This is a genomic window from Paraburkholderia sp. IMGN_8 (assembly GCF_038050405.1).
GTDB lineage: Bacteria > Pseudomonadota > Gammaproteobacteria > Burkholderiales > Burkholderiaceae > Paraburkholderia.
Genome location: NZ_CP150900.1, coordinates 1514812 through 1538085, shown reverse-complemented (window position 1 = coordinate 1538085; position 23274 = coordinate 1514812). Strand labels below are relative to the sequence as shown.

At 62.8% G+C, this 23274-nt stretch carries 22 protein-coding genes; 1 reads left to right on the top strand and 21 read right to left on the bottom strand.

Annotated elements, in window-relative coordinates; all coding sequences use genetic code 11:
- Window positions 1-95: 95 nt before the first annotated feature.
- The 16 genes from WN982_RS07300 to ndk form a co-directional block, all read right to left on the bottom strand.
- Window positions 96-686: a phosphoribosyltransferase gene (locus WN982_RS07300; protein WP_341315070.1), complete on the bottom strand. Its 591-nt coding sequence runs from the start codon at window positions 684-686 to the stop codon at window positions 96-98.
- Window positions 687-689: 3 nt separating this feature from the next.
- The gene (locus tag WN982_RS07295; RefSeq protein ID WP_341315069.1) at window positions 690-2036 is read right to left on the bottom strand and encodes an adenylosuccinate synthase; all 1347 of its coding nucleotides are present in this window, start codon (window positions 2034-2036) and stop codon (window positions 690-692) included.
- A gap of 196 nt (window positions 2037-2232) precedes the next feature.
- Window positions 2233-3384, bottom strand: a complete 1152-nt coding sequence (locus WN982_RS07290) for an ATP phosphoribosyltransferase regulatory subunit (protein ID WP_341315068.1) — start codon at window positions 3382-3384, stop codon at window positions 2233-2235.
- A gap of 205 nt (window positions 3385-3589) precedes the next feature.
- Window positions 3590-3781 (bottom strand): DUF2065 domain-containing protein, encoded by a 192-nt coding sequence (locus WN982_RS07285; RefSeq protein WP_341315067.1) that lies wholly within the window; start codon window positions 3779-3781, stop codon window positions 3590-3592.
- Between the two features lie 44 nt (window positions 3782-3825).
- Window positions 3826-4731, bottom strand: coding sequence for a protease modulator HflC (locus WN982_RS07280; RefSeq protein WP_341315066.1), 906 nt, complete (start codon window positions 4729-4731; stop codon window positions 3826-3828).
- A gap of 12 nt (window positions 4732-4743) precedes the next feature.
- Window positions 4744-6144 carry an FtsH protease activity modulator HflK gene (gene hflK, locus WN982_RS07275; RefSeq protein ID WP_341315065.1) on the bottom strand — a complete coding sequence of 467 codons (1401 nt, stop codon included), beginning with the start codon at window positions 6142-6144 and terminating at the stop codon, window positions 4744-4746.
- Between the two features lie 49 nt (window positions 6145-6193).
- The gene (gene hflX, locus WN982_RS07270) at window positions 6194-7408 is read right to left on the bottom strand and encodes a GTPase HflX (RefSeq protein ID WP_341315064.1); all 1215 of its coding nucleotides are present in this window, start codon (window positions 7406-7408) and stop codon (window positions 6194-6196) included.
- 30 nt (window positions 7409-7438) lie between these two features.
- On the bottom strand, window positions 7439-7675 hold the full coding sequence (hfq, locus tag WN982_RS07265; protein WP_006051315.1) for an RNA chaperone Hfq: 237 nt from the start codon (window positions 7673-7675) through the stop codon (window positions 7439-7441).
- A 143-nt stretch (window positions 7676-7818) separates the two neighbouring features.
- A complete protein-coding gene (gene der, locus WN982_RS07260; protein ID WP_341315063.1) occupies window positions 7819-9156 on the bottom strand; it encodes a ribosome biogenesis GTPase Der in 1338 nt (445 codons plus the stop codon).
- Between the two features lie 410 nt (window positions 9157-9566).
- Window positions 9567-10712, bottom strand: a complete 1146-nt coding sequence (bamB, locus tag WN982_RS07255) for an outer membrane protein assembly factor BamB (protein WP_341315062.1) — start codon at window positions 10710-10712, stop codon at window positions 9567-9569.
- A gap of 75 nt (window positions 10713-10787) precedes the next feature.
- The gene (locus tag WN982_RS07250) at window positions 10788-11417 is read right to left on the bottom strand and encodes a tetratricopeptide repeat protein (RefSeq protein WP_341315061.1); all 630 of its coding nucleotides are present in this window, start codon (window positions 11415-11417) and stop codon (window positions 10788-10790) included.
- A 66-nt stretch (window positions 11418-11483) separates the two neighbouring features.
- Entirely contained in the window at window positions 11484-12824 is a 1341-nt protein-coding gene (gene hisS, locus WN982_RS07245) for a histidine--tRNA ligase (RefSeq protein WP_341315060.1), read from the bottom strand.
- A 20-nt stretch (window positions 12825-12844) separates the two neighbouring features.
- The gene (ispG, locus tag WN982_RS07240) at window positions 12845-14161 is read right to left on the bottom strand and encodes a flavodoxin-dependent (E)-4-hydroxy-3-methylbut-2-enyl-diphosphate synthase (RefSeq protein WP_341315059.1); all 1317 of its coding nucleotides are present in this window, start codon (window positions 14159-14161) and stop codon (window positions 12845-12847) included.
- 86 nt (window positions 14162-14247) lie between these two features.
- On the bottom strand, window positions 14248-15360 hold the full coding sequence (locus tag WN982_RS07235; RefSeq protein WP_341315058.1) for a helix-turn-helix domain-containing protein: 1113 nt from the start codon (window positions 15358-15360) through the stop codon (window positions 14248-14250).
- Window positions 15361-15578: 218 nt separating this feature from the next.
- Window positions 15579-16730 (bottom strand): 23S rRNA (adenine(2503)-C(2))-methyltransferase RlmN, encoded by a 1152-nt coding sequence (gene rlmN, locus WN982_RS07230; RefSeq protein ID WP_341315057.1) that lies wholly within the window; start codon window positions 16728-16730, stop codon window positions 15579-15581.
- Between the two features lie 161 nt (window positions 16731-16891).
- Entirely contained in the window at window positions 16892-17317 is a 426-nt protein-coding gene (gene ndk, locus WN982_RS07225; protein WP_341315056.1) for a nucleoside-diphosphate kinase, read from the bottom strand.
- Window positions 17318-17595: 278 nt separating this feature from the next.
- Between ndk and WN982_RS07220 the strand changes: the two genes are divergently transcribed.
- Window positions 17596-18294, top strand: a complete 699-nt coding sequence (locus WN982_RS07220) for a Bax inhibitor-1/YccA family protein (protein WP_341315055.1) — start codon at window positions 17596-17598, stop codon at window positions 18292-18294.
- Window positions 18295-18430: 136 nt separating this feature from the next.
- Here WN982_RS07220 and WN982_RS07215 read toward each other — a convergent pair whose 3' ends face one another.
- The 5 genes from WN982_RS07215 to WN982_RS07195 all read right to left on the bottom strand — a co-directional run bounded on the left by WN982_RS07215 (window position 18431) and on the right by WN982_RS07195 (window position 23270).
- Window positions 18431-19204, bottom strand: coding sequence for an MBL fold metallo-hydrolase (locus WN982_RS07215; RefSeq protein ID WP_341315054.1), 774 nt, complete (start codon window positions 19202-19204; stop codon window positions 18431-18433).
- Between the two features lie 7 nt (window positions 19205-19211).
- Complete coding sequence (gene bamC / locus WN982_RS07210) at window positions 19212-20351, bottom strand: outer membrane protein assembly factor BamC (protein ID WP_341315053.1); 1140 nt, start codon at window positions 20349-20351, stop codon at window positions 19212-19214.
- A 130-nt stretch (window positions 20352-20481) separates the two neighbouring features.
- Window positions 20482-21408, bottom strand: coding sequence for a 4-hydroxy-tetrahydrodipicolinate synthase (gene dapA / locus WN982_RS07205; protein WP_341315052.1), 927 nt, complete (start codon window positions 21406-21408; stop codon window positions 20482-20484).
- A 43-nt stretch (window positions 21409-21451) separates the two neighbouring features.
- Window positions 21452-22051 carry a methyltransferase domain-containing protein gene (locus tag WN982_RS07200; protein ID WP_341315051.1) on the bottom strand — a complete coding sequence of 200 codons (600 nt, stop codon included), beginning with the start codon at window positions 22049-22051 and terminating at the stop codon, window positions 21452-21454.
- Window positions 22052-22067: 16 nt separating this feature from the next.
- Window positions 22068-23270 (bottom strand): tryptophan--tRNA ligase, encoded by a 1203-nt coding sequence (locus WN982_RS07195; protein WP_341315050.1) that lies wholly within the window; start codon window positions 23268-23270, stop codon window positions 22068-22070.
- Window positions 23271-23274 lie beyond the last annotated feature (4 nt).

Below are 23274 nucleotides of genomic sequence, written 5' to 3'. Positions count from 1 at the left end.
AAGCGCCATTCGCACGCCGCGCACACAAAAAAACGGAGCCCAACTGGGCTCCGTTTTCTGGATACGAATCGATATGCACGAGATCGCGGCGCACATCACGCCCCCGACGACTCCTGCGCCTGCGCAGTGCCGCGCTTGATCCACGCGCCGAGGTTGTGCGGACGTACCGTGTCCCACTCCTCGAACGGCTGATGAATCCACGGGTTCGTGGGCAAATACTGCACGTGATAGTCGGGCTTCACTTTCGAGCAGCCCTTGTACCACAACACTGCCGAGCGCACCGACGTGATCGCCGGATAGCGTTCCTTCAAATGCTGCTGCACGCGCGCCAGTGTCACGCCCGAATCGACCAGGTCGTCGACCAGCAGCACGTTGCCCGACAGCTCGCCGCGCGTCATCGTGATGTATTGCGCGATGTCGAGATCACCCTGCTCCGTGCCGGCGGCTTCACGGTACGAACTGGTGGCCAGAATCGCCAGCGGAAGATCGTAGATGCGCGACAGCTGATCGCCGACGCGCAAGCCGCCGCGCGCGAGACAGAGGATTTTGTCGAACTTCCAGCCCGATTCATGCACGGCCAGCGCCAGCAGTTCGATCAGCCGGTGATACTCGTCCCAGCCGACCCACAGGTTCTTGTCGTCGTTGCGCGGATCTTTCATCGCAATCATGGGTACACCCTGCACCATGGCTTAAACCTTGAACGGATGACGAAGCAGAATGGTCTCGTCGCGATCCGGACCGGTCGACACCATGTCGATCGGAATACCCGCAACTTCCTGCACGCGCGACAGGTAAGCACGCGCGCTGGCGGGCAGCTTGTCCCATTCCTTGATGCCGACGGTGCTTTCCTTCCAGCCCGCGAAGGTCTCGTACACCGGTACGCAACGCGCGACTTCCGATGCGCCACGCGGCAGCAGGTCGACATTCTTGCCGCCGACCGTATAGCCGACGCACAGCTTCACTTCGTCAAGGCCGTCGAGCACGTCGAGCTTGGTCATGCACAGACCCGACACGCCGTTGATCTGGATCGAGCGGCGCAGCGCGGCGGCATCGAGCCAGCCGGTGCGGCGCGGACGGCCGGTGACCGAGCCGAATTCCTTGCCGACGGTGGCGAGTTCGAGGCCGATCGCTTCCTGACGGGCAGCGTTATCCGCGTCGTACAGTTCGCTCGGGAAAGGGCCCGAACCGACGCGCGTGCAATACGCCTTGGTGATGCCGAGAATGTAGTTCAGCTTTTGCGGACCGACGCCCGCGCCCGCGGTGGCCGCACCGGCCACGCAGTTGCTCGACGTGACGAACGGATAGGTGCCGTGGTCGATGTCGAGCAGCGTGCCTTGCGCGCCTTCGAACAGCAGGTTGTTGCCGGCAGCGTTTTCGTCGTAGAGACGGCGCGACACGTCAGTCACCATCGGCTTCAGACGGTCGGCATAGCTCAGCATCGTGTCGAGCGTTTGCTGGAAGTCGACCGCGGCGACGCCCAGATATTGCGTGAGCACGAAGTTGTGATAGTCGAGGTTTTCACGCAGACGTTCGGCGAAGCTTTCCGGCTCGAACAGGTCCTGCACGCGCAAACCGCGGCGTGCCACCTTGTCTTCGTAGGCCGGTCCGATGCCGCGGCCGGTCGTGCCGATCTTGCTCGCGCCACGGCGCGCTTCGCGGCCCTGGTCGATGGCAATGTGGTACGGCAGGATCAGGGTGGTGGCTTCGGAAATGAAGAGGCGATTCTGAACATCGACCCCGGCGGCTTCGAGCTCGCCAATTTCCTTGAACAGCGCTTCCGGCGACAACACGACGCCATTGCCGATGTAGCACGCGACGCCGGGATGCATGATGCCCGACGGAATCAGACGCAAGATGGTTTTCTTGCCGCCGATGATAAGCGTGTGACCGGCATTGTGACCGCCCTGGAAGCGAACGACGCCTTGAGCGTGGTCCGTCAGCCAGTCGACGATCTTGCCCTTGCCTTCATCACCCCACTGGGTCCCCACGACGACGACGTTACGCCCGGGATTCACATTCACTGCGCTGGCAGACATGTTGTTTCGTAAGCTGGTTAAAAACGTATTCTACCTATGTTCGCGGAACCTTCCGAATTTTTCCGTTTCCGCTCAACGGCATGCACGTTATGTTGGGTATTTCGAAATAGCGCGGCCGATGGCCGCGCCGGTGTCGTGCGCCGGCGCCTTTTGAAATGCCTTTGGGATGGCCCTCGGGCGGTCTGGCGATACGCGCTCAGGGACGGGGTTCGACGACCCACGCGCCGTTGCGCTCGACCAACACGCGGTCGCAAGCGAACTCGTCCAGATCGTGTTCGTGGCCAGGCAGCGCCTGGATCACGACTTCACCGGCATTGCGCAGCGCGGCGACGCTCGCGCGCAGCGCTTCGTCGTGCTGCCACGGCGCGAGAATCGCACTGCTGCGCGCTTCGACCGGCGAGATGCGTGCGATTTCGCGCAGATCGAGCGAGAAGCCGGTTGCCGCGCGCGCCCGGCCGTAAGCCTGGCCGACGTGGTCATAACGGCCGCCGCGTGCAACCGCATTCGGCACGCCGTCGACATACGCCGAGAACATCACGCCGCTGTGGTACGCGTAGCCGCGCAGATCGGCGAGGTCGATCATCACTTCGGCGCCGTCCACCTGGCTCGCGAGGAACGCGAGATCGTCGAGCGCGCGGGCGATGGCCGGCGCGTTCGGCAAACGCGCGCGGGCTTCGTCAAGCACCGAAGCGTCGCCGTACAGCGTGGGCAGCGCGCGCAGTGCGTCGCGCGTGACCGGCGTAAGATCGGCGGTCAATTCGACCAGACGCGGCACGTCCTTGCCCGCGAGCGCATCGTAGAGCGACTGACCCAGTTCGGCCGCGGCGTGCTCGCCGTCGATCAGCGCGGCGAGCACGCCCGCGTGGCACAAATCGAGCCGCACTTTCGCGAGGCCGGCCAGACGCAGCGCATCGAGCATCAGTTGCTGGATTTCGAGATCCGCTTCGAGGCCCGCGTGACCGTAGATTTCCGCGCCGATCTGGATCTGCTCGCGCGTCGCGTGCAAGCCGCGCGGACGCGTATGCGCGACGTTGCCCGCATAGCAAAGGCGCGTCACGCCCTGACGGTTCAGCAAGTGCGCATCGATACGCGCGACCTGCGGCGTGATATCGGCGCGCAGACCGAGCGTGCGGCCGGACAGTTGATCGACGAGCTTGAAGGTGCGCAGATCCAGATCGTGCCCGCCGCCCGTGAGCAACGACTCGATGTACTCGATCAGCGGCGGCATCACCATCTCGTAGCCGTACGAGCGGAAACGGTCCAGCAAATGGCGCCGCAACTCTTCGATCTTGCGGGCTTCCGACGGCAGCACGTCGGCAATATTCTCGGGAAGTAACCAGGTCGACATCGATACAGTCCTACGACGTTGCACACGGCGGCTGGGTGCGCCGGTAAGTGAAAGTGAATGGCGGACGGCGACTCGATTCTGGCGGCTATCGCGGGGCATCTGGACTGCCCTCTGCCCGTCGCCGCCGGCCTCGGCCCGCGTCGCAACGCTCCCGCTGCTGTTACGCAATGGCGCGCGCTGTCAGGTCACAACGGGGGGCGCCCCGTCAGGTCACGATAAACAGCAGGATCAGCCCGAGCACCATCACGATCAGCCCGCCGATACGAATCTGATGCGATGGCCGTTCCGCTATTTTACGAAACGTGTCGCTCCATGCGCTCGGAAAAACGAACGGGAACATCCCCTCGATAATCAGCATCAATGCGATCGCGAGCAGTAACGAGCCGGCTATGTCCATGCGAGTGAAGGTGCCGCGATGCGGATGCCGCGGCGCTCCGGTTATCAGTGTTTGCGCGGTGCCGCGGCGGCGTCCGGGGCGGCACCGCCACCGGTCGGGCTACGCATGAAGCGGAAGAACTCATTGCTCGGGTCGACCACGATGACATCGCCCGGCTTGAAGGTGTTCTTGTACGCCTGCATGCTTTGATAGAACTGGTAGAACTGCGGATCGCGGCCGAACGCGTCGGCGGCGATTTCCGCGGCCTTGGCGTCGCCCTCGCCCTTGATGGTCTGCGCCTGACGGTAGCCGTCCGCGAGTATCGCCTGTTGCTGGCCGACTGCATCAACCTTGATCTGGTCGGCCTCGGCGGCGCCCTTTGCGCGCTCTTCGCTCGCGACCTGCTGGCGCGCCGCGATCATGCGCTTGTAGACCGAATCGGCCATTGCCGCCGGAAAATCGACGCGCGTCAATTGCACGTCGAGCACCGAGACGCCCAGCAAGGCGGCGGCCTTTTCCATCGTGCCGCGCGCTTCGTCAGCGATGTTCTGCTGCTTGGCAAGCGCGTCAGACAGCGTGTACTTGCCGAACGCGTCGCCGAGCGCGCTGCGCGACAGCAAGGCCAACCGGTCAGGCAGGCTTTGCACGTCGCCCCTGGTTTCGGCGAGCAGTTTCAGCGGATCGGTGACGCGATATTTGACAACCGGGTTGGCCAGCAGATCGGTTTTGTCGGACGTGACGTAGCGGTCTTCGTCCGGCGCGTCGAGCGTCTGGATGCGGTTATCGACCAGCGTGACCGTTTGCAGGGGCGGCGGCAGCTTCACGTGCAGACCGGGGCCGAGCAAGGTGGACGCGGTATCGCCATGCGACGACAGCACCGCCATATGCCGCTGATCGACGACGAACACCATCGACGCCGCGACAAACAGCACGATGACGATAGCAACGACGAGCGCAATGATCCTGTTCATGTTCTGCGCCCCTTATTGAACGTCGTCTTCGCGCATACGGCTGCGGAAGGAGTCGCGTGAACGCAGTGCGTCGCTGCTGGCGGCTGGCTGGCTGGCTGGCGTCGCGACCGCGGCTGGCGCGGAGGCAGCGGTGCCCGGCGTTGCGGCGGACGATGCGGCAGCGCCGCTCGCGGCCTGCGGCGCGGCAGCGGACGTAGCACCAATAGCTCCGGCGGCACCCGACGCGGCGGCAGCGGCGTCGGCGACACGCTGGCGAGTCTGATCGACCAGCTTGTCGAGCGGCAGATACAGCACGTTGTTGCCGCTCCTGCTGTCCACAAACACCTTGGCCGTATTCGAATAGATCTGCTGCATGGTTTCCAGGTACATGCGCTCGCGAATCACCGCGGGCGCCTTCGAGTACTGTGCGTAGACCTGCTTGAAGCGCTCGGCATCGCCTTGCGCCTGAGCGACCGTTTTGTCGCTATACGTTTTCGCTTCGTCGATCTGGCGCGCCACGTCGGCTTGCGCGCGCGGCAGCAGTTCCGCCGCATAAGCCTGCGCCTCGCGTTTGGCGCGCTCGTTATCCTGACGTGCTTTGGCGGCCTCGTCGAACGCGGCGCGCACCTGCTCGGGCGTCTGCACGCCCTGGATCGTCACACCCGTCACGGCTAGACCGGACTGGTATTCATCCAGGGATTGCTGGATCGCGGCCATCAGTTGCTGACGAATTGATTCGCGATCCTCAGAGAGGATGTCACTGGTGCTGCGCGCACCGACGATGCTGCGCACCGCCGCTTGCGCGGCCTGCATCACGCTCTGATCGGGATCGACGCTGCGGAACAGGTAGTCGGTCGGCTTCTTCACCTGGTATTGCACGGCAAAGCGCACGTCGACGATATCGGCGTCATGCGTGAGCATCGACGCGTCCTTCACGTTCGCGAGACGCACCACGTTGTTGCGGCCGATCTCAACCTGACGGATCTGGCCGACATTGACGAGCTCGTGCGCTTCGAACGGATACGGCAAACGCCAATGCACACCCTGCCCGGCGGTGTAGCGATACTGACCGAATTGCATGACGACGCCGGCCTGGCCATCCTGCACGACGAACACGCCGCTGCCGAGATAGATCGCGATCAGCACGCCGATCACGATCCCGACGCCGATGCGCGCACCGCGGCCGTTGTCCGGGCGTCCGCCACCGACGCCTCCGCTTTTGCGGCCGAACACGCGACTCAGGCGGCGATTGAAATCGCGCCACATTTCGTCGAGATCGGGCGGGCCTTCGCCGTCCTTGCCGTTCTGCGGACGCTTGGGTTCGTTGGGCCGTTGGCGATCGCCATTGCCGTCACCCCGCCCCCAGCGCGGATCGTTCAGTGAAAGCATGGTGCGCATGCGCAGCCAGATACTCCGCTCGTTGTAATCGTTCACCTGTGTTCGTTCACCAGAGTAGACAGCGGGTCAGTGCAATTGGAACGGGTCAGTGCCCGAGTTCTGAGACCTTGCGGTCCTCGCGTGGTGCCGCCGACCGGTCTTCTTCCGACAGATCGACCAGCATGTCGGGAAGAGGTTCGGCAGTAGCGATTTCAGCGATGGCAGCGCGCAATGCATCCAGCCCTTGCCCCGTGCGCGCGCTCAAAAAGACGCGCGAAATATTACCATACTCATCCCGCTCGACCGCGTCGCCACGGGCCGCCAGCTCCGGCACCGCATCGATCTTGTTGAACACCAGCACCTGGCGGATGGTGTCCGCACCGATTGCGTGCAGCACCTCGTTCACCTGGTCGATCTGATCGAGCCGCACCGCGCTCGATGCATCGACCACATGCAACAGCAGGTCCGCGTGGATGGTTTCCTCGAGCGTCGCGCGGAATGCCGCAACCAGTTGGTGGGGCAATTCGCGGATAAAACCGACCGTATCGGACACCACCACCTGCCCGGCTTCGTCGCCGAGATAGACGCGCCGCGACGTGGTATCCAGCGTGGCGAACAGCTGGTCGGCGGCGTACGCCTGGGCTTTGGTGAGCGCGTTGAAGAGCGTGGATTTGCCCGCGTTCGTGTAGCCGACCAGCGAGACGGACATCGTCTGGTTGCGACTGCGCGCGCGGCGCTGCGTGCCGTGCTGACGGCGCAGTTTTTCGAGCCGGGTTTTGAGCGCCTTGATGCGCTCGCCGATCAAACGGCGGTCGGTTTCGAGCTGCGTTTCGCCGGGGCCGCGCAAACCGATACCGCCTTTTTGCCGCTCCAGGTGTGTCCATGCGCGGATTAGCCGCGTCGATAGATACTGCAGCTGCGCGAGCTCCACCTGCAGCTTGCCTTCGTGGCTGCGGGCGCGTTGCGCAAAAATATCGAGGATGAGACTGGTGCGATCAATCACGCGGCGATTAAGCGCCTGCTCCAGATTGCGCTGCTGCGCAGGAGCTAGAGCGTGATTGAAAATGACGAGTTCGATGTCGTTCGCCTCACATGCAAGACGCAGTTCTTCGGCCTTGCCGCTGCCGACGAACATCTTCGCATCGGGACTGGCCCGGCGTCCGGTGAGGGTGACTAAGGGATTCGCACCCGCGCTTTGCGCGAGCAGGGAGAGTTCTTCGAGACTGGCTTCGAAATCGATCTTACCGAAGTCGATGCCGACAAGTGCTGCATTGATCAAATTGGAGGGTATCAAAATGAGGCGGCCGGGGGTAATCGCCAACGGGCGACGCTACGCCGGCCGCGACTGGGGTTAGGACTGTTCGGAATCCGGGTGGAAATTCACCGGACGGGCAGGCACGACCGTCGAAATTGCGTGCTTATAGACCATCTGGGTGACCGTATTCCGGAGCAACACGACGTACTGGTCGAACGATTCGATGTTCCCTTGAAGCTTGATGCCGTTGACCAAGTAGATCGACACCGGCACATGCTCTTTACGCAGTGCGTTCAAAAACGGGTCTTGTAACAATTGCCCTTTGTTGCTCATAGCAAACTCCGTATTTTTTTGCAGGTTGACTGAATTGACGACGAAGGAAAAAGAGATCCGCCGTCAACCGCTACACTATAGCCGATTTTCATTTTTGCGCGAGGGCCCCGGCCGCCGGGCCAAACCCAACACACACACGGGTTTCAGCCTTTGTCCGCGTAAGGGTTCGTCGATGATCTGAACTCTATGCGCAATGGAGTCCCAGTCAGCTTGAAAGTTTCCCGGAAGCGGTTTTCGAGGTAGCGTTTGTACGTTTCGGTGATCGCGTCGAGCGCGTTGCCGTGAATCACGATGATCGGCGGATTCTGTCCGCCTTGGTGCGCGTAACGCAGTTTCGGCCGTACCGGACCACGCCGGCGCGGCTGCTGGAATTCGACCGCGTCGATCAGCGCGCGCGTGAGCTTCGGCGTCGGCAGCTTGGCCATGGCCGCGGCGTAGGCGTCGTCGACCGAACGCATCAGCGGGCCAATGCCGGTTTTTTCCGCAGCGGAAATGAAATGGAATTTGGCGAAGTCGAGAAATTTTAATTTGCGTTCGAGGTCCGCCTTGGTGCGGTCGCGCACATGCGGATCGAGGCCGTCCCATTTGTTCACGCCCACTACCAGCGCACGGCCTTGCTCCACGACGAAACCGGCAATGTGCGCGTCCTGTTCCGAGATGTCCTGGCGCGCGTCGAGCAGCAGGATCACGACGTTCGCGTCCGAGATCGATTGCAGCGTCTTCACCACCGAGAATTTCTCGATCGCTTCGAACACTTTGCCGCGACGGCGCAAGCCGGCCGTGTCGATCAGCGTGTAGGGCTTGCCTTGCCGTTCGAAATCGACGTAGATCGAATCGCGCGTAGTACCCGGCATGTCGAATGCGATCACGCGCTCTTCGCCGACCAGTGCATTGATCAGCGTCGACTTGCCGACGTTCGGCCGGCCGACGATCGCGATCTTCACGCCGCGCGCTTCCTTCTCCTCGTCGCCCTCTTCCGGCTGACCCGCGTACGCGACGCCGAGCGCCTCGTTGATCATTTCCGTCACGCCGTCGCCGTGCGCCGCCGAAATGGCGCGCGGGTCGCCGAGACCGAGTTCGTAGAAATCGGCCGCGACCGTGCTGTACTTCATCCCCTCGGCTTTGTTGACGACGAGGAAGATCGGCCGGCCGGTCTTGCGCAGATAGTCGGCAATCGACTTATCTTGCGGCGCGAGACCGTTGCGGCCATCGACGATGAACACGACGATATCCGATTCTTCGACCGCCTGGCGGGTTTGACGCGCCATCTCGTGCAGGATGCCGTCTTTTGCGACCGGCTCGAAGCCGCCGGTATCGACGACCAGATACGGCCGCTCGCCGGCGCGCCCTTCGCCGTAATGGCGATCGCGGGTGAGACCGGGCAAGTCGGCAACCAGCGCATCACGCGTGCGCGTGAGACGGTTGAACAGCGTGGATTTCCCCACATTGGGGCGCCCAACCAGGGCAATAACGGGTTTCATCAGATGTTGTTCACGGTGAAACGCGGGATCGAAATCGACCGCCCGCGTAGCGACGCCATGCGGCCGCTACACGGCAGCGTTTGACGAAAATTATCACGAATTCGGCCAGCCCCGGATGCGCTGTCAATATGCGCACCCGAGCGGACGGGGGTTTGGCTGTATGGGCAGCGCCAATGGGCTGCCAGATTCAGTCTTTCTTGCTCGACGGCCCGCACGCCAGTTCATGCGATTCCCTGCAATTGCCGTCGAAGATGGCGCCGCAAGCAGCCACCGATGGCCACGTGGGCCGTTTCTGATCCGACTTGCCGGACCAGCCAGTCCGGCGGAATATTTTTCTCTATAAAACGCGCGCGGCCGGCAAAGCCGGCCTGCGCGCTCGACGGCGCCTGGCTACCGATGAGACTGCGAGATTATCGCGGGCGGTAGCCGTACAGATCGCCGTCGTGCGTCAACACTACCAGCGTGTCGCCCGCCAGCACCGGTGCCGCGGTGATCGCGCTGCCGTCGGTCTTCACGCGAGCCACGAGCGTGCCGTCGTCGCGCGACAGGAAGTGCACGTAGCCCTGATAGTCGCCCAGCACCGCGGCGTGGCCCAGCAGGAACGGCACGCTGACCTCGCGGTTCTTCAGCTTGTCGTTTTGCCACAGCGGCGCACCGGTGTTGACGTCGAACGCCGACACCACCGACCAGTCGTCGCCCGCCACCACGGCGCGATCATCCTGCGCCAGACCGCTCGTGCTCGAGAATGCCTTCTCCCACACCGCGCGCCCGGAATTCGCATCGAAGCAGCCAATCTGGCCCTGGAAAGTCACGGCGCAAGTTTGCGAACCGACCAGCGTGGGCGGCCCCGTCACGTCGTTGATCCGTTCGACTTCGGTCACGCCCTTCGGATATGACACCGGCGTCTGCCAGTAGTTGTCGCCGGTTTGCAGGTTGATCGCAGCGAACGCGCCGCCCGGGAAGCCGGCCAGCACCGCCGCGTCGCCCGCGAACGTCATGCCCGACGACACACGCAGATTCAGCGGCACCGCGCGATTGCGGTAATTCCACTTCTGCTCGCCGGTTTGCGCATTGAACGCCACGATCTGACCGTCGACCGTGCGCACGACCACGAGGCCGTTGCCAACCAGCGGCGGCGAAATGATTTCTCCAGGCGCCTTCGCGGTCCACAGTTGCTTGCCGTCGGCGCCCAGCACGTAGACATCGCCCTTCAGACCGCCGACCGCCGTCAACGTGCCGTCGCTGCCGACGCCTGCCGAGAGGTCATCGTGCAGCTTGACGCGCCAGATATCCTTTCCGGTTTGTGCGTCGATCTTCGCGACCGAGCCGTTCGTGCCGGCTGCGTACACCGCATTGCCGACCGCGACCGGCGAGAACAGGTAACGACCGGCCTTGCCCACGCTCGTCTTCCACGCCTGCTGCACGTCGAGCACGGGTTTGAACTCGGTGAGCGGCGTCGGCACGCGGCGCTCGTCTTTCGTGGATGAGCAAGCCGCCATGGTGAGGACAGTCATCGCACAGGCAACGGGCACAGCGTAACGTTTCAGCAGATTCATCGGTGGACGAAGCATTCAGGAAATTAATTAAAGGGGACCGGTTGGTCGTTGCACGCGGCGCACCGCCTGCAACGATTAGCCGCCCAACGCGTCCAGCTTGAACTGAATCAACTGGCGTGCCGAGCTATCGTTTTTCGACAGCGAATCGAGCGCGAGCTTGTAAGCCGTGCGCGCATCGTCACGCTTGCCTTGAGCGGCGAGCAAGTCACCGCGGCTGTTCGCCACAATGCCTTTGAACGCATCGGACTGCGGTTCGGCGAGCAGCGCGAGACCCTGATCGTAAGCTTTGTCGTCGAGCAGCAGCGAAGCGAGACGCAGCTTGGCGATCTGCTTGAACTCGTCGTCTTTTGCGTGATCGATGGTCCATTGCAGCTGGACCTTCGCAGCAGCTTCGTCGCCCGCGGCATACAGCGCCTTCGCGGCGCCCAGCGCGGTCATCTGCGCATACGCGGTGCTGCCGAACTTGTCTTCCATGTCGGTGGCGACGCGCGTGATCTTCGCCTTGTCGCCCGATGCAACGGCTTGCTGCACCTGGTCATACAGCACCGCGGCTTCCGCCGCCTGACGCCGCTGCCAGAAATTCCAGCCGTTCCAGCCGGCTGCGGCAACCAGCGCCACCAACACGATCCACGTGGTTGCATTGCCCCACTGCGTCCACCATGCTTTCAGACTTTCAATCGATTCTTGTTCGTCGTGGTAACTCATTGCCCGGCGATTTCCTCTTTCTTGATACGTGTGCGTGTCGAGCCGATGGGCTCGACGACATCGCGATCAGTCGTCGCCGTCTTCGGCGGTTGCAACCATCGCATTGATTAGAAATTCGGTCAAGTCTTGGGCGGGCACGTTATGTTGCTCGTTTTTACCACCGTTAGAACTTGTATCCCGCAGGGGCTTGACGCCGACCGTGCCGTTGGCGATCTCGTCTTCGCCGAGCACGACCGCGAATGCCGCACCGCTTGCGTCGGCACGTTTCATCTGCGATTTGAAGCTGGCGGTTTGACCGTCGGCGCTGCAATGCAGGATCACGTCGAGACCCGTATCGCGCAAACGCTCGGCGATAATGAAGGCCTGCTCGCGCGCCGCGTCGCCCTGATGGACCACGTACACGTCGCAGCCTTCATCTTCCGGCACGAGCTTGTCTTCTTTCAGCAATTCGAGGATACGTTCGACGCCCATCGCCCAGCCGCACGCGGCCGTCGGTTTACCGCCGAGTTGTTCGATCAGCGGATCGTAACGGCCGCCGGCCGCGACGGTGCCTTGTGCGCCGAGCTTGTCGGTGACCCATTCGAACACGGTCAGATTGTAATAATCGAGACCGCGCACGAGACGCGGATTGATCGTGAACGGAATGTTGTTCGCTTTCAGAATGCGCTGCAAACCCTCGAAATGCGCGCGCGATTCTTCGCCGAGAAAATCGATCAGCTTCGGCGCGTTCTGCGCGATTTCCTGCAACGCTGGATTCTTCGTATCCAGCACGCGCAGCGGGTTCGTGTAGAGACGGCGCTTCGCGTCTTCGTCGAGCACGTCCATGTGCTTTTCGAGGTACGCAATCAACTCGACGCGATGGGCCGCGCGCTCTTCAGCGAGACCCAGCGAATTGATTTCGAGCTTGATGCCCATCAAGCCGAGGTCGTCCCACAGACGCTGGCACATCATGATGATTTCAGCATCCGCGTCCGGGCCCGCAAAGCCCAATGCTTCGACGCCGACCTGATGGAACTGCCGGTAACGACCGCGTTGCGGACGCTCGTGGCGGAACATCGGGCCGATGTACCACAGGCGCTTCGGGCCGTCGTACAGCATGTTGTGTTCGATCGCCGCGCGCACGACAGCTGCGGTATTTTCCGGGCGCATCGTCAGATTTTCGCCATTCAACGCGTCGGTAAAGCTGTACATCTCTTTCTCGACGATGTCGGTCACTTCGCCGATACCACGCTTGAACAACTGCGTATGCTCGATGATCGGCGTACGAATATTCTGGTATCCGTACGAACGCAGCATCGACTTGGCGGTCGTTTCGAAAAATTCCCACAGCCCGGCTTCCTGCGGAAGGATATCGTTCATGCCCTTCACGCCGGACAACTTCTCGAGCTTTTTCTTCTGTTCAGTCATCTGTCTTCGATTGACGGTGTTTAGTTGAGTGCTTCGGCGCGACCATAGCGGCGCTCGACGTAGTCACTCACGATTTGCTGGAATTCTTGCGCGATATTATCGCCGCGCAACGTCTTGACCTTCTCGCCGTCGATGAACACCGGCGCGGCCGGATTTTCGCCCGAACCCGGCAAGCTGATACCGATGTTCGCCTGCTTCGATTCACCCGGACCGTTAACGATGCAGCCCATCACCGCGACGTGCATCTTCTCGACGCCCGGATATTGATCGCGCCACACCGGCATCTGCGTGCGCAGATAGGTCTGGATTTGCGAGGCCAGTTCCTGGAACAGCGTGCTGGTAGTACGGCCGCAACCGGGGCACGCGATCACCATCGGCGTGAACGAGCGCAGGCCCATGGTCTGCAGGATTTCCTGGCCAACGATCACTTCACCGGTGCGCGACGCGCCCGGTTCCGGCGTCAGCGAAATACGGATCGTGTCGCCGATGCCTTGCTGCAGCAACACGGACAACGCAGCCGTCGACGCAACGATGCCCTTCGACCCCATGCCCGCTTCGGTCAGGCCCAGATGCAGCGCGAATTCGCAACGGCGCGCCAGTTCGCGATACACCGCGATCAGATCCTGCACACCGCTGACCTTGCACGACAGAATGATCTTGTTGCGAGCCAAGCCGAGTTCGACCGCGCGCTCCGCCGAACCGATCGCCGACTGGATCAGCGCTTCGTACATCACGCTCTGCGCTTCCCACGGCGTGGAACGCGCGGCGTTTTCGTCCATCATTTTCGCGAGCAGATCCTGATCGAGACTGCCCCAGTTCACGCCGATACGAACCGGCTTGTCGTACTTCACCGCCGCTTCGATCATCTGCGCGAACTGCGTGTCGCGCTTCGCGCCGTGGCCGACGTTGCCCGGATTGATCCGGTACTTCGACAGCGACTCCGCGCACGCGGGGTAATCGCGCAGCAGCAAGTGACCGTTGTAGTGAAAATCGCCGACCAGCGGCACCGACACGCCCATGCGGTCGAGCTGCTCGCGCACGGCCGGCACGGCCGCCGCCGCCTCCGGCGTGTTGACCGTGATACGCACCAGTTCCGAACCGGCTTGCGCCAGTTCCTTGATCTGGATCGCGGTGCCGATCGCGTCCGCGGTATCGGTGTTGGTCATCGACTGGATGCGCACGGGCGCATCGCCACCGATCGTGACGAGCTGGCCGCCCCAACGGACGTCGACTGCGTGCGACACTCGCCGCGCAGCCTGGCCGCCGAACACCGGCTCGTTTGAAACAATCTTGCTACTGGATTGGGATTGAGCTTCGGATTGCATCGAAAAACCCATTTACGCCGCAGGCGCCACACAAAAGCCGTCGCGCCTGAATTGAGAAAGCGCCGCGGCCCGCTTGGCCGCGACGCATGCCATATCTATTAAGGCAGCGCGAAGCGTGCCACATTACCCTTGGCTGCCGAATATTTCGACGGATCGACCGGCTGGCCGTCGAGCGTAATCGACTCGAGACCGGCCTTGTTGCCAATCGTGACCTTGAAAGGGGCCGCGCCTGTTACTTCCTTCGTATCGCCTGCGTGCACGATGCCGGAGAACACCTCCTTGCCGTCCTTGCCGCGCACGCTGAACCAGCTGTCTTGTGTCACGCGCAGCGCGACGATCGCCTCGCCTGCGGTTGCCACCTGTTCCGCAGTTGCTCCGGCCGCGGCGCTCGCGCCTTGCGCGGCGACCTGGACCTGCGAACCAGCCTTCGGCGCCGCAGCGACCGCGGTCGCTGCCGTCACCGGCGGCGCAGACGACGGCGCCGTACCGGTCGCCAGCGGTGCGGGCATCGGCGTAGCCGGCGCTGCGTTGTCCACTGCGGCCTGCTTTGCCGGCGCGGACGCAGCTTCGGACGCAACCTCGACCGCCGCCTCGGAACCAGCCGCCGGCCCTTGCGCCACCGCGCCCGATGCTCCGGTCGCGCCGCCAGCCGCGCCGTTCGCGCTCGCCTTCAAACGCGCGAGCCACGCCGACGAATCACCGCCATTGGTATGCCACATACCCAGCGCGATCACCGCGACGATGACCGCTGCAATGCCCCACAGCCACGAGCGGCTTTTTTGTCCGCTGCCGCCGAGCGACAGCGACACCCGGCCGCGCGGCAAATCCTTGCCAGACGACGCCGGCATCGACAGATCCGGTGCTGGCACACCCTTCTCGCGGCGCAGCGCCTGCGTGAATGGCGTGGGATCCGCGCCGAGCATCTTCGCGTAGCTGCGCACCACGCCGAGCGCGAACGTCGTATCCGGCAGATGGCTGATATCGCCCGACTCGAGCGCGCGCAATTTTATCGCGGACACTTTCAGACGCGCCGACACGTCGTCGATCGTCCAGCCTTTCGATTCGCGCAATTGAGTCAAGCGCGCGCCCACTGCCGCCAACGAATCCAAGCCGGTCTGAGCAATAGGCTGCACCACCGCCCGAGCGACCGGCGCCGGCTGGTCTGCGTTCGTGTCTGCCTCATGCGGCTGCGGGTGCTGCGGCTCACTCATCCCAAATCCTTTCGCGTCGATTCTTTTTCACTTGTGCGACTGGGCCAGGCGAGCTGCCTCACGTCCGAATCGCAGACCGTTTATAACAAAATGTGCGGCCCTGTGCGCCGCTTCCGATCGCTTCTGCAAACTTTCTTTTCAATCGCCCGTGGTGCGGAGGGTTTTTGCATCTGCGCGGCGCTTTCCGCCGAACACCTGCGTCCTGCCGCCTCGTGCGATTACACGGCGCGAACCTCGATTATCTTCGCTGCCTTCCCGGTGCGCTCAGCGAGGCGCGTGCGGTCTTTCACCGCACCGGCCAGCTGACCGCAGGCAGCATCGATATCATCGCCGCGTGTTTTGCGCACCGTGGTGACGACGCCCGCGTCCATCAGCACTTGCGCAAACCGTTTGATCCGTTCCGGCTTCGAACGGATGAGGCCCGACTCGGGGAACGGATTGAACGGAATGAGGTTGAATTTGCACGGTACGTCGCGCGTGACGGCGAGCAATTCGCGCGCTTGCGCTTCGCTGTCGTTCACGCCGTCGAGCATGCAATATTCAAACGTAATGAAATCGCGCGGCGCGACTTTCAGATAGCGCTGGCAAGCCGCCATCAGTTCGCGAAGCGGATACTTCTTGTTCAGCGGCACCAGCATGTCGCGCAGCGGGTCGCTGGGCGCATGCAACGAGACCGCGAGCGCCACCGGCAGATCGGCGCCGAGCCGGTCCATCATCGGCACCACACCCGAGGTGGACAGCGTGACGCGCCGGCGCGAGAGGCCGTACGCGTTGTCGTCGAGCATCAGGCGCATGGCGGGCACCACCGCGTCGTAATTCAGCAGCGGCTCGCCCATGCCCATCATCACGACGTTCGTGACGACGCGCTCGCCCTTGCCTTCGCCACCGGTAGCACGGCCGCCGGCCGCGCCGAGCGACGCGCGCAGCGCAAACTCCGCCATACGCAGCTGGCCGATGATTTCGCCGGTGGTGAGATTGCGGGAGAAACCCTGTTTGCCGGTCGAACAGAAACGGCAGTTGACCGCGCACCCGGCCTGCGACGACACGCACAGCGTGCCGCGGGTTTCTTCGGGGATAAAAACGGTCTCGACCGCGTTGCTGTTACCGACGTCGATCAGCCACTTGCGTGTACCGTCGGTCGAAATATGGTCGCTGACGATGCCGGGCATCGTGATGGTTGCGCGCCCTTTGAGCTTTTCGCGCAAGGACTTCGCGAGATCGGTCATGCCGTCGAAGTCGGCGGCGTTGTACTGGTGAATCCAACGCTGCAATTGCTTGGCGCGAAACGGCTTCTCGCCCAGGCTGTCGCAGTAAGCGACAAGCCCTTGGGCGTCGAGGTCGAGAAGGTTGACGGAGGGACTGCTCGTCATATCGAATCCTGCCATTTCAGTGCGAGACTACGTTCATGCAACAAGCTGCATGAACGCAATGCCGTTCGCGCCCATTCCTGCTGCTTTACCTTACTACTTTGCCGGGCGATTCGTGCGATTAATCAAATCGGCTGCACGAATTGCACGAGGCCATTCAGGCATCAACGCGAGTAGACGTTCACTTGCGGGAAGAAGAACGCGATTTCGACAGCAGCCGTTTCAGCTGCGTCCGAACCGTGTACCGCATTAGCGTCGATGCTGTCGGCGAAATCTGCGCGGATCGTGCCCTTTTCTGCCTTCTTCGGGTCCGTGGCGCCCATCAGTTCGCGGTGCTTCAGGATCGCGTCTTCGCCTTCCAGCGCTTGCACGACCACCGGGCCCGAGATCATGAAATCGACCAGGTCCTTGAAGAACGGACGTGCAGCGTGCACGGCGTAGAACTTCTCTGCGTCAGCGCGCGACAGGTGAACCATGCGCGAAGCAACGATCTTCAGGCCAGCGTCTTCGAAGCGGGTGTAGATCTGACCGATCACGTTCTTGGCCACTGCGTCCGGCTTGATAATCGACAGGGTGCGCTCGATCGCCATAAAAACTCCAAAAAATTAAGAGGTTACAGATTTAAATGAATCCGCTATTGTAGCATGTTCCCGTGTATGATTGCGATTGAACCCTTACAGCACTGAAAGACTTCAAGCAGGACTTTCTGATTGCTGGTAGCGTAGGTCGTGTGGACATTTTCGGGGCATTGAAACTCCCTGCGTCCGCGCCAATCTTAGGAATGGACGCACCACGCGACTGGCGGCAAAAATCCCGGCCGGCGCTGCATAAACCACGACGCAACATGCTTCTGACGCAAGGAGAGACCATGAACGAACATCCGTATAGCTTTGGCCGCACTGGCGCGGTCAGCACGGTCGAAACACGCAACCGCGTGCTACGGAACACCTACTGGCTGCTCGCGCTGTCTATGATTCCGACAGTGCTCGGCGCGTGGGTGGGCGTAGCAACCGGTTTTTCGCTGTTCGCCGCCACCAGCCCCGGCATGAGCATGCTGGCGTTCTTCGCGATCGCCTTCGGCTTCATGTTCGCGATCCAGAGAACCAAAGACAGCGCCATCGGCGTCGTCGTACTGCTCGGCTTCACGTTCTTCATGGGCCTGATGCTGTCGCGCATCCTGAGCTTCGTGCTCGGTTTTTCGAACGGCCCGTCGCTGATCATGCTCGCCTTCGGTGGCACTGGTGTGATCTTCGCGTCGATGGCGACGATCGCCACGGTCAGCAAGCGCGATTTCTCGGGCCTCGGCAAGTGGCTGTTCATGGGCGTGATCGTGCTGCTACTGGCGTCGGTCGCGAACGTGTTCCTGCATCTGCCGGCCTTGATGCTGACGGTCTCGGTAATGGCGATCGCGATCTTCTCGGCCTACATGCTGTTCGACGTGCAGCGCGTGGTGAACGGCGGCGAGACGAATTACATCACCGCCACGCTAGCGATCTATCTGGATCTGTACAACGTGTTCGTTAACCTGCTCGCGCTGCTCGGCATCTTCGGCGGCAACCGCAACTAAGGTTTGACCTTGGGGCGCGGCGCTAAAAGGCGCCCGCCTCGAAAAAAATGCCCATGACGAGCAATCGTCATGGGCATTTTTTTGCACGGCGCCGCCGCGTCAGGCATCGATCACAGCGCCAGCAGCCCAAGCAGCGCTAAAGACTCAGCCACGCAAAGCCATCATCCTGCGAAGCCACTACCACCTCGGTCGGCGCTGAACCCAGCACAGCCGCCATCGCGGCCTGCGCCAGTTCCGGCAAGTTGTTCTGCTGGCTCAGATGCGCGGCGACCAGATGGCGCAAGCGCGAACGGTCGAGCGAAGCCAGAATTTCAGCCGCCGCCTCGTTGTTCAGATGCCCGTGATCGCCGCCGATGCGCGCCTTCAGCGACTGCGGGTAGCGACTGCCCGCCAGCATCCGCACATCGTGATTGCATTCGAGCACCAGCGCATCGCAACCGCTCAGCACGGCGCTGATGTGCGGCGTGGAGGTGCCGACATCGGTCAGCACGCCGAGGCGGCTCGCGCCGTTGGAGAGCACGTATTGCAGCGGCTCGCGGGCGTCATGGGGAACGGTATAAGGCAGGATGCTGAGGTCGCCGATCGCCACCGCTTCGTCGCCCCACAGCACCTGCAGGTCGATATCGGCCTCGTTGGCGCCCACCGCGCGCGCGGTGCCCCAGCTCATGTACAGCGGAATCGACCACTTGCGCGCCAGCGTCAACGCGCCGCCAATGTGGTCGCTGTGTTCATGCGTGATCAGAATGGCGTCGAGACCTTCGACGCCCGCGCCGAGCCGCGTCAGACGCCGCTCGACTTCTCTGGCCGAAAAACCACAGTCGAGCAGCACACGGGTGGTGGTCGTACCGCTTTGCGCCTCCACCAGCAAGGCATTGCCTTCACTGCCGCTGCCGAGACTGGCGAACCGCACCGTCCGCTTAGTTCAGTTGCGCGTGCAGCAGCGACACGATGCGCTGCGCGTCGGACGAGTTATCCACCTGCCCGTTCGCGTCCAGCACCGCCACCTGCGTCACTGTGTCGCCCTTCGAGCGCACGTTGACGAGGAATTCCTGACCCGGCTTCTTCGACGAATTGCCGCTATAGAACAGTTTGCCGAAGAGCCCTTCCTTCTTCAGTTCCGCCATCGAATCCGCGTAACGCACGTAGTAGATGCCCTTCGCGCGATCACGGTTGTCCACCGTGAAGTTGGTGCGATCGAGTGCCAGGCCCACACGCAGCCACGCACGGTCGAACGATTCCTGCAAGTCGAGCGTCGATGCACCCGCGCTCTGATCGATCGTGGCCGGCGCGGTAGCCGGGCGGGCCTCGGTCAACAACTGCTTCGATTGGGCTTCGGTCAGGCCGAACTTCTGCATTAGCTTGGTGAGGAACAGCGCTTCGAGTGCCGGATCGCGCGGACGCTCTTCCCAGCGCGACGACGTCTTGTCCTGGCCCGTCAGCATTTCTTCCATCGCGCTATGCGTGATCGAAATGTCAGTGGCGCCGGCCGGACCGCGCGACACGAGCGTGCGGAAGCTGTCGCGGGTACCCGACGAGTACGCGAAATCGATCACTTTGCCGACCGTGCGGCGGAACCAGTCGTCAGGAATGTTCGCGCGGTTTTCGGCCCAGTCGGTCGTCATGATGCCGGTGGCCGGGGCGTCGGTTTTCAGCGCGAAGCCGTTTTCCTGCCAGAACTCCTGCAACTGCGACCACAATTGTTCCGGCGAGCGGCCGTCGACCACCAGCCAACGGCGGTCGCCGTCGCGCTCGATGTGCATGCCGTACGGATCCTGCGCAGTCGGCTGGCCTTCGGTGGAATTGCCGGCAGCCGTCACCGCGCGTTGCTGCGCGCCGCCCAGCGCCAGATTGGCCGGCGGCGCGATGTAGCGCTGGTTGGTCGGGGTGGTTGTCAGATCGCCCGGAACGGCGAGCGGCGGTGCGCTGCCCGCACCCTTGTAGTTGACGCGGTCTGAAGCGAACCAGTCGTTCAGCGTGTCACAGCCGGCGAGCGTCGTGAGGGCAAGCGCCAACGCCGCCATGCGGGTTGCGTGGAGGGAAAGTGCGGAACGTTTCATGTGGTCCTTCGTGATGCTGGAACGCGGTGCCTGGTTCTGTGTGCCGGGAACGTGGGCTGGATCGACGTCGGTTAAGGGAGTGCCGTGGCGGGCCTGGTTTAGCGCTGGTGAGGGCTGCGGCTCGATCCGCTTAGCCCAGCAGGCCCGCTTCGCGCAGCGCGGCGCGCACCACTTCGTGGTATTGCGCGTCGAGCGGCGTGAGCGGCAGGCGGATCCCGCCCTGCACACGGCCGAGTTGCTGCAACGCCCATTTCGCCGGAATCGGGTTCGATTCGATGAACAGGTTCTTATGCAGTGACAGAAGCTTCAGATGAATCTCACGGGCGGTCTTGGCGTCCGCGGCGAGCGCGGCCTTGCATAGCTCGCTCATTGCGCGCGGCGCAACGTTCGCGGTGACCGAAATGTTGCCGTGGCCGCCGAGCAGCATCAGCGCGATCGCGGTAGGATCGTCGCCGCTGTAGATGCCGAAATGCGCGGGCGCCGACTTGATCAGATGTGCGGCGCGATCGATGTTGCCGGTGGCTTCTTTCACACCGATGATGCCCGGCACCTGCGCGCAACGCAGGATCGTTTCGTTGCTCATGTCCGCGACGGTGCGGCCCGGCACGTTGTACAGGATCACCGGCAGATCGACGGTTTCGGCGATCTTCGCGAAGTGGCGATAGATGCCTTCCTGAGTCGGCTTGTTGTAATACGGCACGACCTGCAGCGTGGCGTCCGCGCCGACCGCTTTGGCCTGCTGCGTGAGCTCGATCGCCTCGGTGGTGGAGTTGCCGCCCGAGCCCGCGATCACCGGAATCCGGCCCGCCGTGTGCTCGACCGCGGTCTTGACCATCAACACGTGTTCTTCGACCGACAACGTGGCCGACTCGCCGCTCGTGCCGACCACGACCAGTGCGTTCGTGCCCTCTGCAACGTGCCAGTCGATCAGTTTGCGAAACGCCGGCAGATCGAGGCTGCCGTCTTCAAGCATCGGGGTGATGATGGCAGGAATGCTGCCGCGAATCTGGACGCCGTCGTTGCTGTTGCGAATGCCGCTTTGGTTGCCGTTAGTCATGAAACGCCATGAATTTGATCAGGTAAACCGCGATTGTAGCGGATTAGCCAGCCAACTCGTAACAAGGCGGGGATGCCGCCTCTGCAAGGCCGGCTGAGCGCTCCGCCTCCAGAATTGCGCAAATCCGCTGGACGTAAGCCGGGCGCGGCTGCGCGAGAAAACCGTCCTGAAACGCGACCACGCGAAGGTGGCCGCGCACGACGTCGAGCAACTCGCCGGGCGCCAGCAAAAACACCGGATTCGACGGCTTGCCGACCCTTTCATTGCCTTGCGCGAAAGTCTCGTAAATCAGCACGCCACCCAGCGCGAGCGAGCGCAAAAGCTGCGGGAAAAGCGGCCGATGCAGGTAGTTCGTGACCACGACGGCGGCGAATTTCGCGTCGTCAGGCAAAGGCCACGCTGTGCCTTCGATGTCAGCCGCGAGTGTCGTGATGAGCGGCTCGTCGCGCATCGCGGCAAGCGCTGCCGCATCGCGGTCGAGAGCGGTCACCGGATGACCCAGCGACGCAAAGAAACGCGCGTGCCGCCCTGCTCCCGACGCGACGTCGAGCACCGCGCCGCCCGCCGCGACCAGATGCGCCCAATGGCTCACCCAGCGCGACGGTTCGCCGTTTCCGTACGATGCAATGCCGGGAGTGCTCATCACGCAAGCGTGCGCGTCAGTTATACGACAGGCCCATCGCCTCACGCACGTCGCGCATCGTTTCCGTGGCGAACTTGCGGGCCTTGTCGCAGCCGTCGGCGACGATCGCGCGCAACAGCGACGGATCGTCCATATACTTCTGCGCGCGCTCGAGCATCGGCTGCTGCTCACGCAGGATGCCTTCGATCACCGGCTGCTTGCACTCGAGGCAACCGATCCCCGCCGAACGGCAGCCCTTCTGCACCCACTCGTGCGTGGCTTCGTCGGTGTAGACCTGGTGCAGCTGCCACACCGGGCACTTGTCCGGATCGCCCGGATCGGTGCGGCGCACGCGCGCCGGGTCGGTCGGCATGGTGCGGACTTTCTTTGTGATCGTTTCCGCGTCTTCGCGCAGGCCGATCGTGTTGCCGTACGACTTCGACATCTTCTGGCCATCCAGACCCGGCATGCGCGACGCTTCCGTCAGCATGGCCTGCGGCTCGACCAGAATGATCTTGCGCGAACCTTCGAGGTAGCCGAACAGCCGCTCGCGATCGTTCATCGACAGGCTCTGCGACTCCTGCAACATCGCGCGTGCCTGTTCGAGCGCTTCGTCGTCGCCTTCCTGCTGATAGGCGTTGCGCAGTTCGTGATAGAGCTTGGCACGCTTGCCGCCGAGTTTCTTCGCCGCCTCATTGGCCTTCTCTTCGAAGCCCGGCTCGCGGCCGTACAGATAGTTGAAACGGCGCGCGATTTCACGCGTCATCTCGACGTGCGGCACCTGATCTTCGCCGACCGGCACGAGCGAGCCGCGATACAGCAGAATGTCCGCCGCCATCAGCACCGGATAGCCGAGGAAACCGTAAGTGGACAGGTCCTTGTCTTTGAGCTTCTCCTGCTGCTCCTTGTAGGTCGGCACGCGTTCGAGCCAGCCGAGCGGCGTGCTCATGCCGAGCAGCAGCGCGAGTTCGGCATGCTCGGGCACCTTGCTCTGGATGAACAGCGTCGCCTGTGCCGGATCGATACCGGAAGCGAGCCAGTCGATCAGCACGTCCCACACGTTCTTTTCGATCACTTCGGGCGTTTCGTAGTGCGTCGTCAGCGCGTGCCAATCGACCACACAGAAGAAGCATGGGTATTCGGACTGCAGCCGCACCCAGTTTTTCAGCACGCCGTGGTAGTGGCCGAGGTGCAGCGACCCGGTGGGCCGCATGCCGGAGAAGATACGGTCTGGGAACATGGTT

Bases quoted from the DNA above. Each gene is read 5' to 3' on its own strand.
- WN982_RS07300 (WP_341315070.1), bottom strand. From the start codon at position 686: ATGGTGCAGGGTGTACCCATGATTGCGATGAAAGATCCGCGCAACGAC.
- WN982_RS07295 (WP_341315069.1), bottom strand. From the start codon at position 2,036: ATGTCTGCCAGCGCAGTGAATGTGAATCCCGGGCGTAACGTCGTCGTC.
- WN982_RS07290 (WP_341315068.1), bottom strand. From the start codon at position 3,384: ATGTCGACCTGGTTACTTCCCGAGAATATTGCCGACGTGCTGCCGTCG.
- WN982_RS07285 (WP_341315067.1), bottom strand. From the start codon at position 3,781: ATGGACATAGCCGGCTCGTTACTGCTCGCGATCGCATTGATGCTGATT.
- WN982_RS07280 (WP_341315066.1), bottom strand. From the start codon at position 4,731: ATGAACAGGATCATTGCGCTCGTCGTTGCTATCGTCATCGTGCTGTTT.
- hfq (WP_006051315.1), bottom strand. From the start codon at position 7,675: ATGAGCAACAAAGGGCAATTGTTACAAGACCCGTTTTTGAACGCACTG.
- der (WP_341315063.1), bottom strand. From the start codon at position 9,156: ATGAAACCCGTTATTGCCCTGGTTGGGCGCCCCAATGTGGGGAAATCC.
- bamB (WP_341315062.1), bottom strand. From the start codon at position 10,712: ATGAATCTGCTGAAACGTTACGCTGTGCCCGTTGCCTGTGCGATGACT.
- WN982_RS07250 (WP_341315061.1), bottom strand. From the start codon at position 11,417: ATGAGTTACCACGACGAACAAGAATCGATTGAAAGTCTGAAAGCATGG.
- hisS (WP_341315060.1), bottom strand. From the start codon at position 12,824: ATGACTGAACAGAAGAAAAAGCTCGAGAAGTTGTCCGGCGTGAAGGGC.
- ispG (WP_341315059.1), bottom strand. From the start codon at position 14,161: ATGGGTTTTTCGATGCAATCCGAAGCTCAATCCCAATCCAGTAGCAAG.
- WN982_RS07235 (WP_341315058.1), bottom strand. From the start codon at position 15,360: ATGAGTGAGCCGCAGCACCCGCAGCCGCATGAGGCAGACACGAACGCA.
- rlmN (WP_341315057.1), bottom strand. From the start codon at position 16,730: ATGACGAGCAGTCCCTCCGTCAACCTTCTCGACCTCGACGCCCAAGGG.
- ndk (WP_341315056.1), bottom strand. From the start codon at position 17,317: ATGGCGATCGAGCGCACCCTGTCGATTATCAAGCCGGACGCAGTGGCC.
- WN982_RS07220 (WP_341315055.1), top strand. From the start codon at position 17,596: ATGAACGAACATCCGTATAGCTTTGGCCGCACTGGCGCGGTCAGCACG.
- bamC (WP_341315053.1), bottom strand. From the start codon at position 20,351: ATGAAACGTTCCGCACTTTCCCTCCACGCAACCCGCATGGCGGCGTTG.
- dapA (WP_341315052.1), bottom strand. From the start codon at position 21,408: ATGACTAACGGCAACCAAAGCGGCATTCGCAACAGCAACGACGGCGTC.
- WN982_RS07200 (WP_341315051.1), bottom strand. From the start codon at position 22,051: ATGAGCACTCCCGGCATTGCATCGTACGGAAACGGCGAACCGTCGCGC.
- WN982_RS07195 (WP_341315050.1), bottom strand. From the start codon at position 23,270: ATGTTCCCAGACCGTATCTTCTCCGGCATGCGGCCCACCGGGTCGCTG.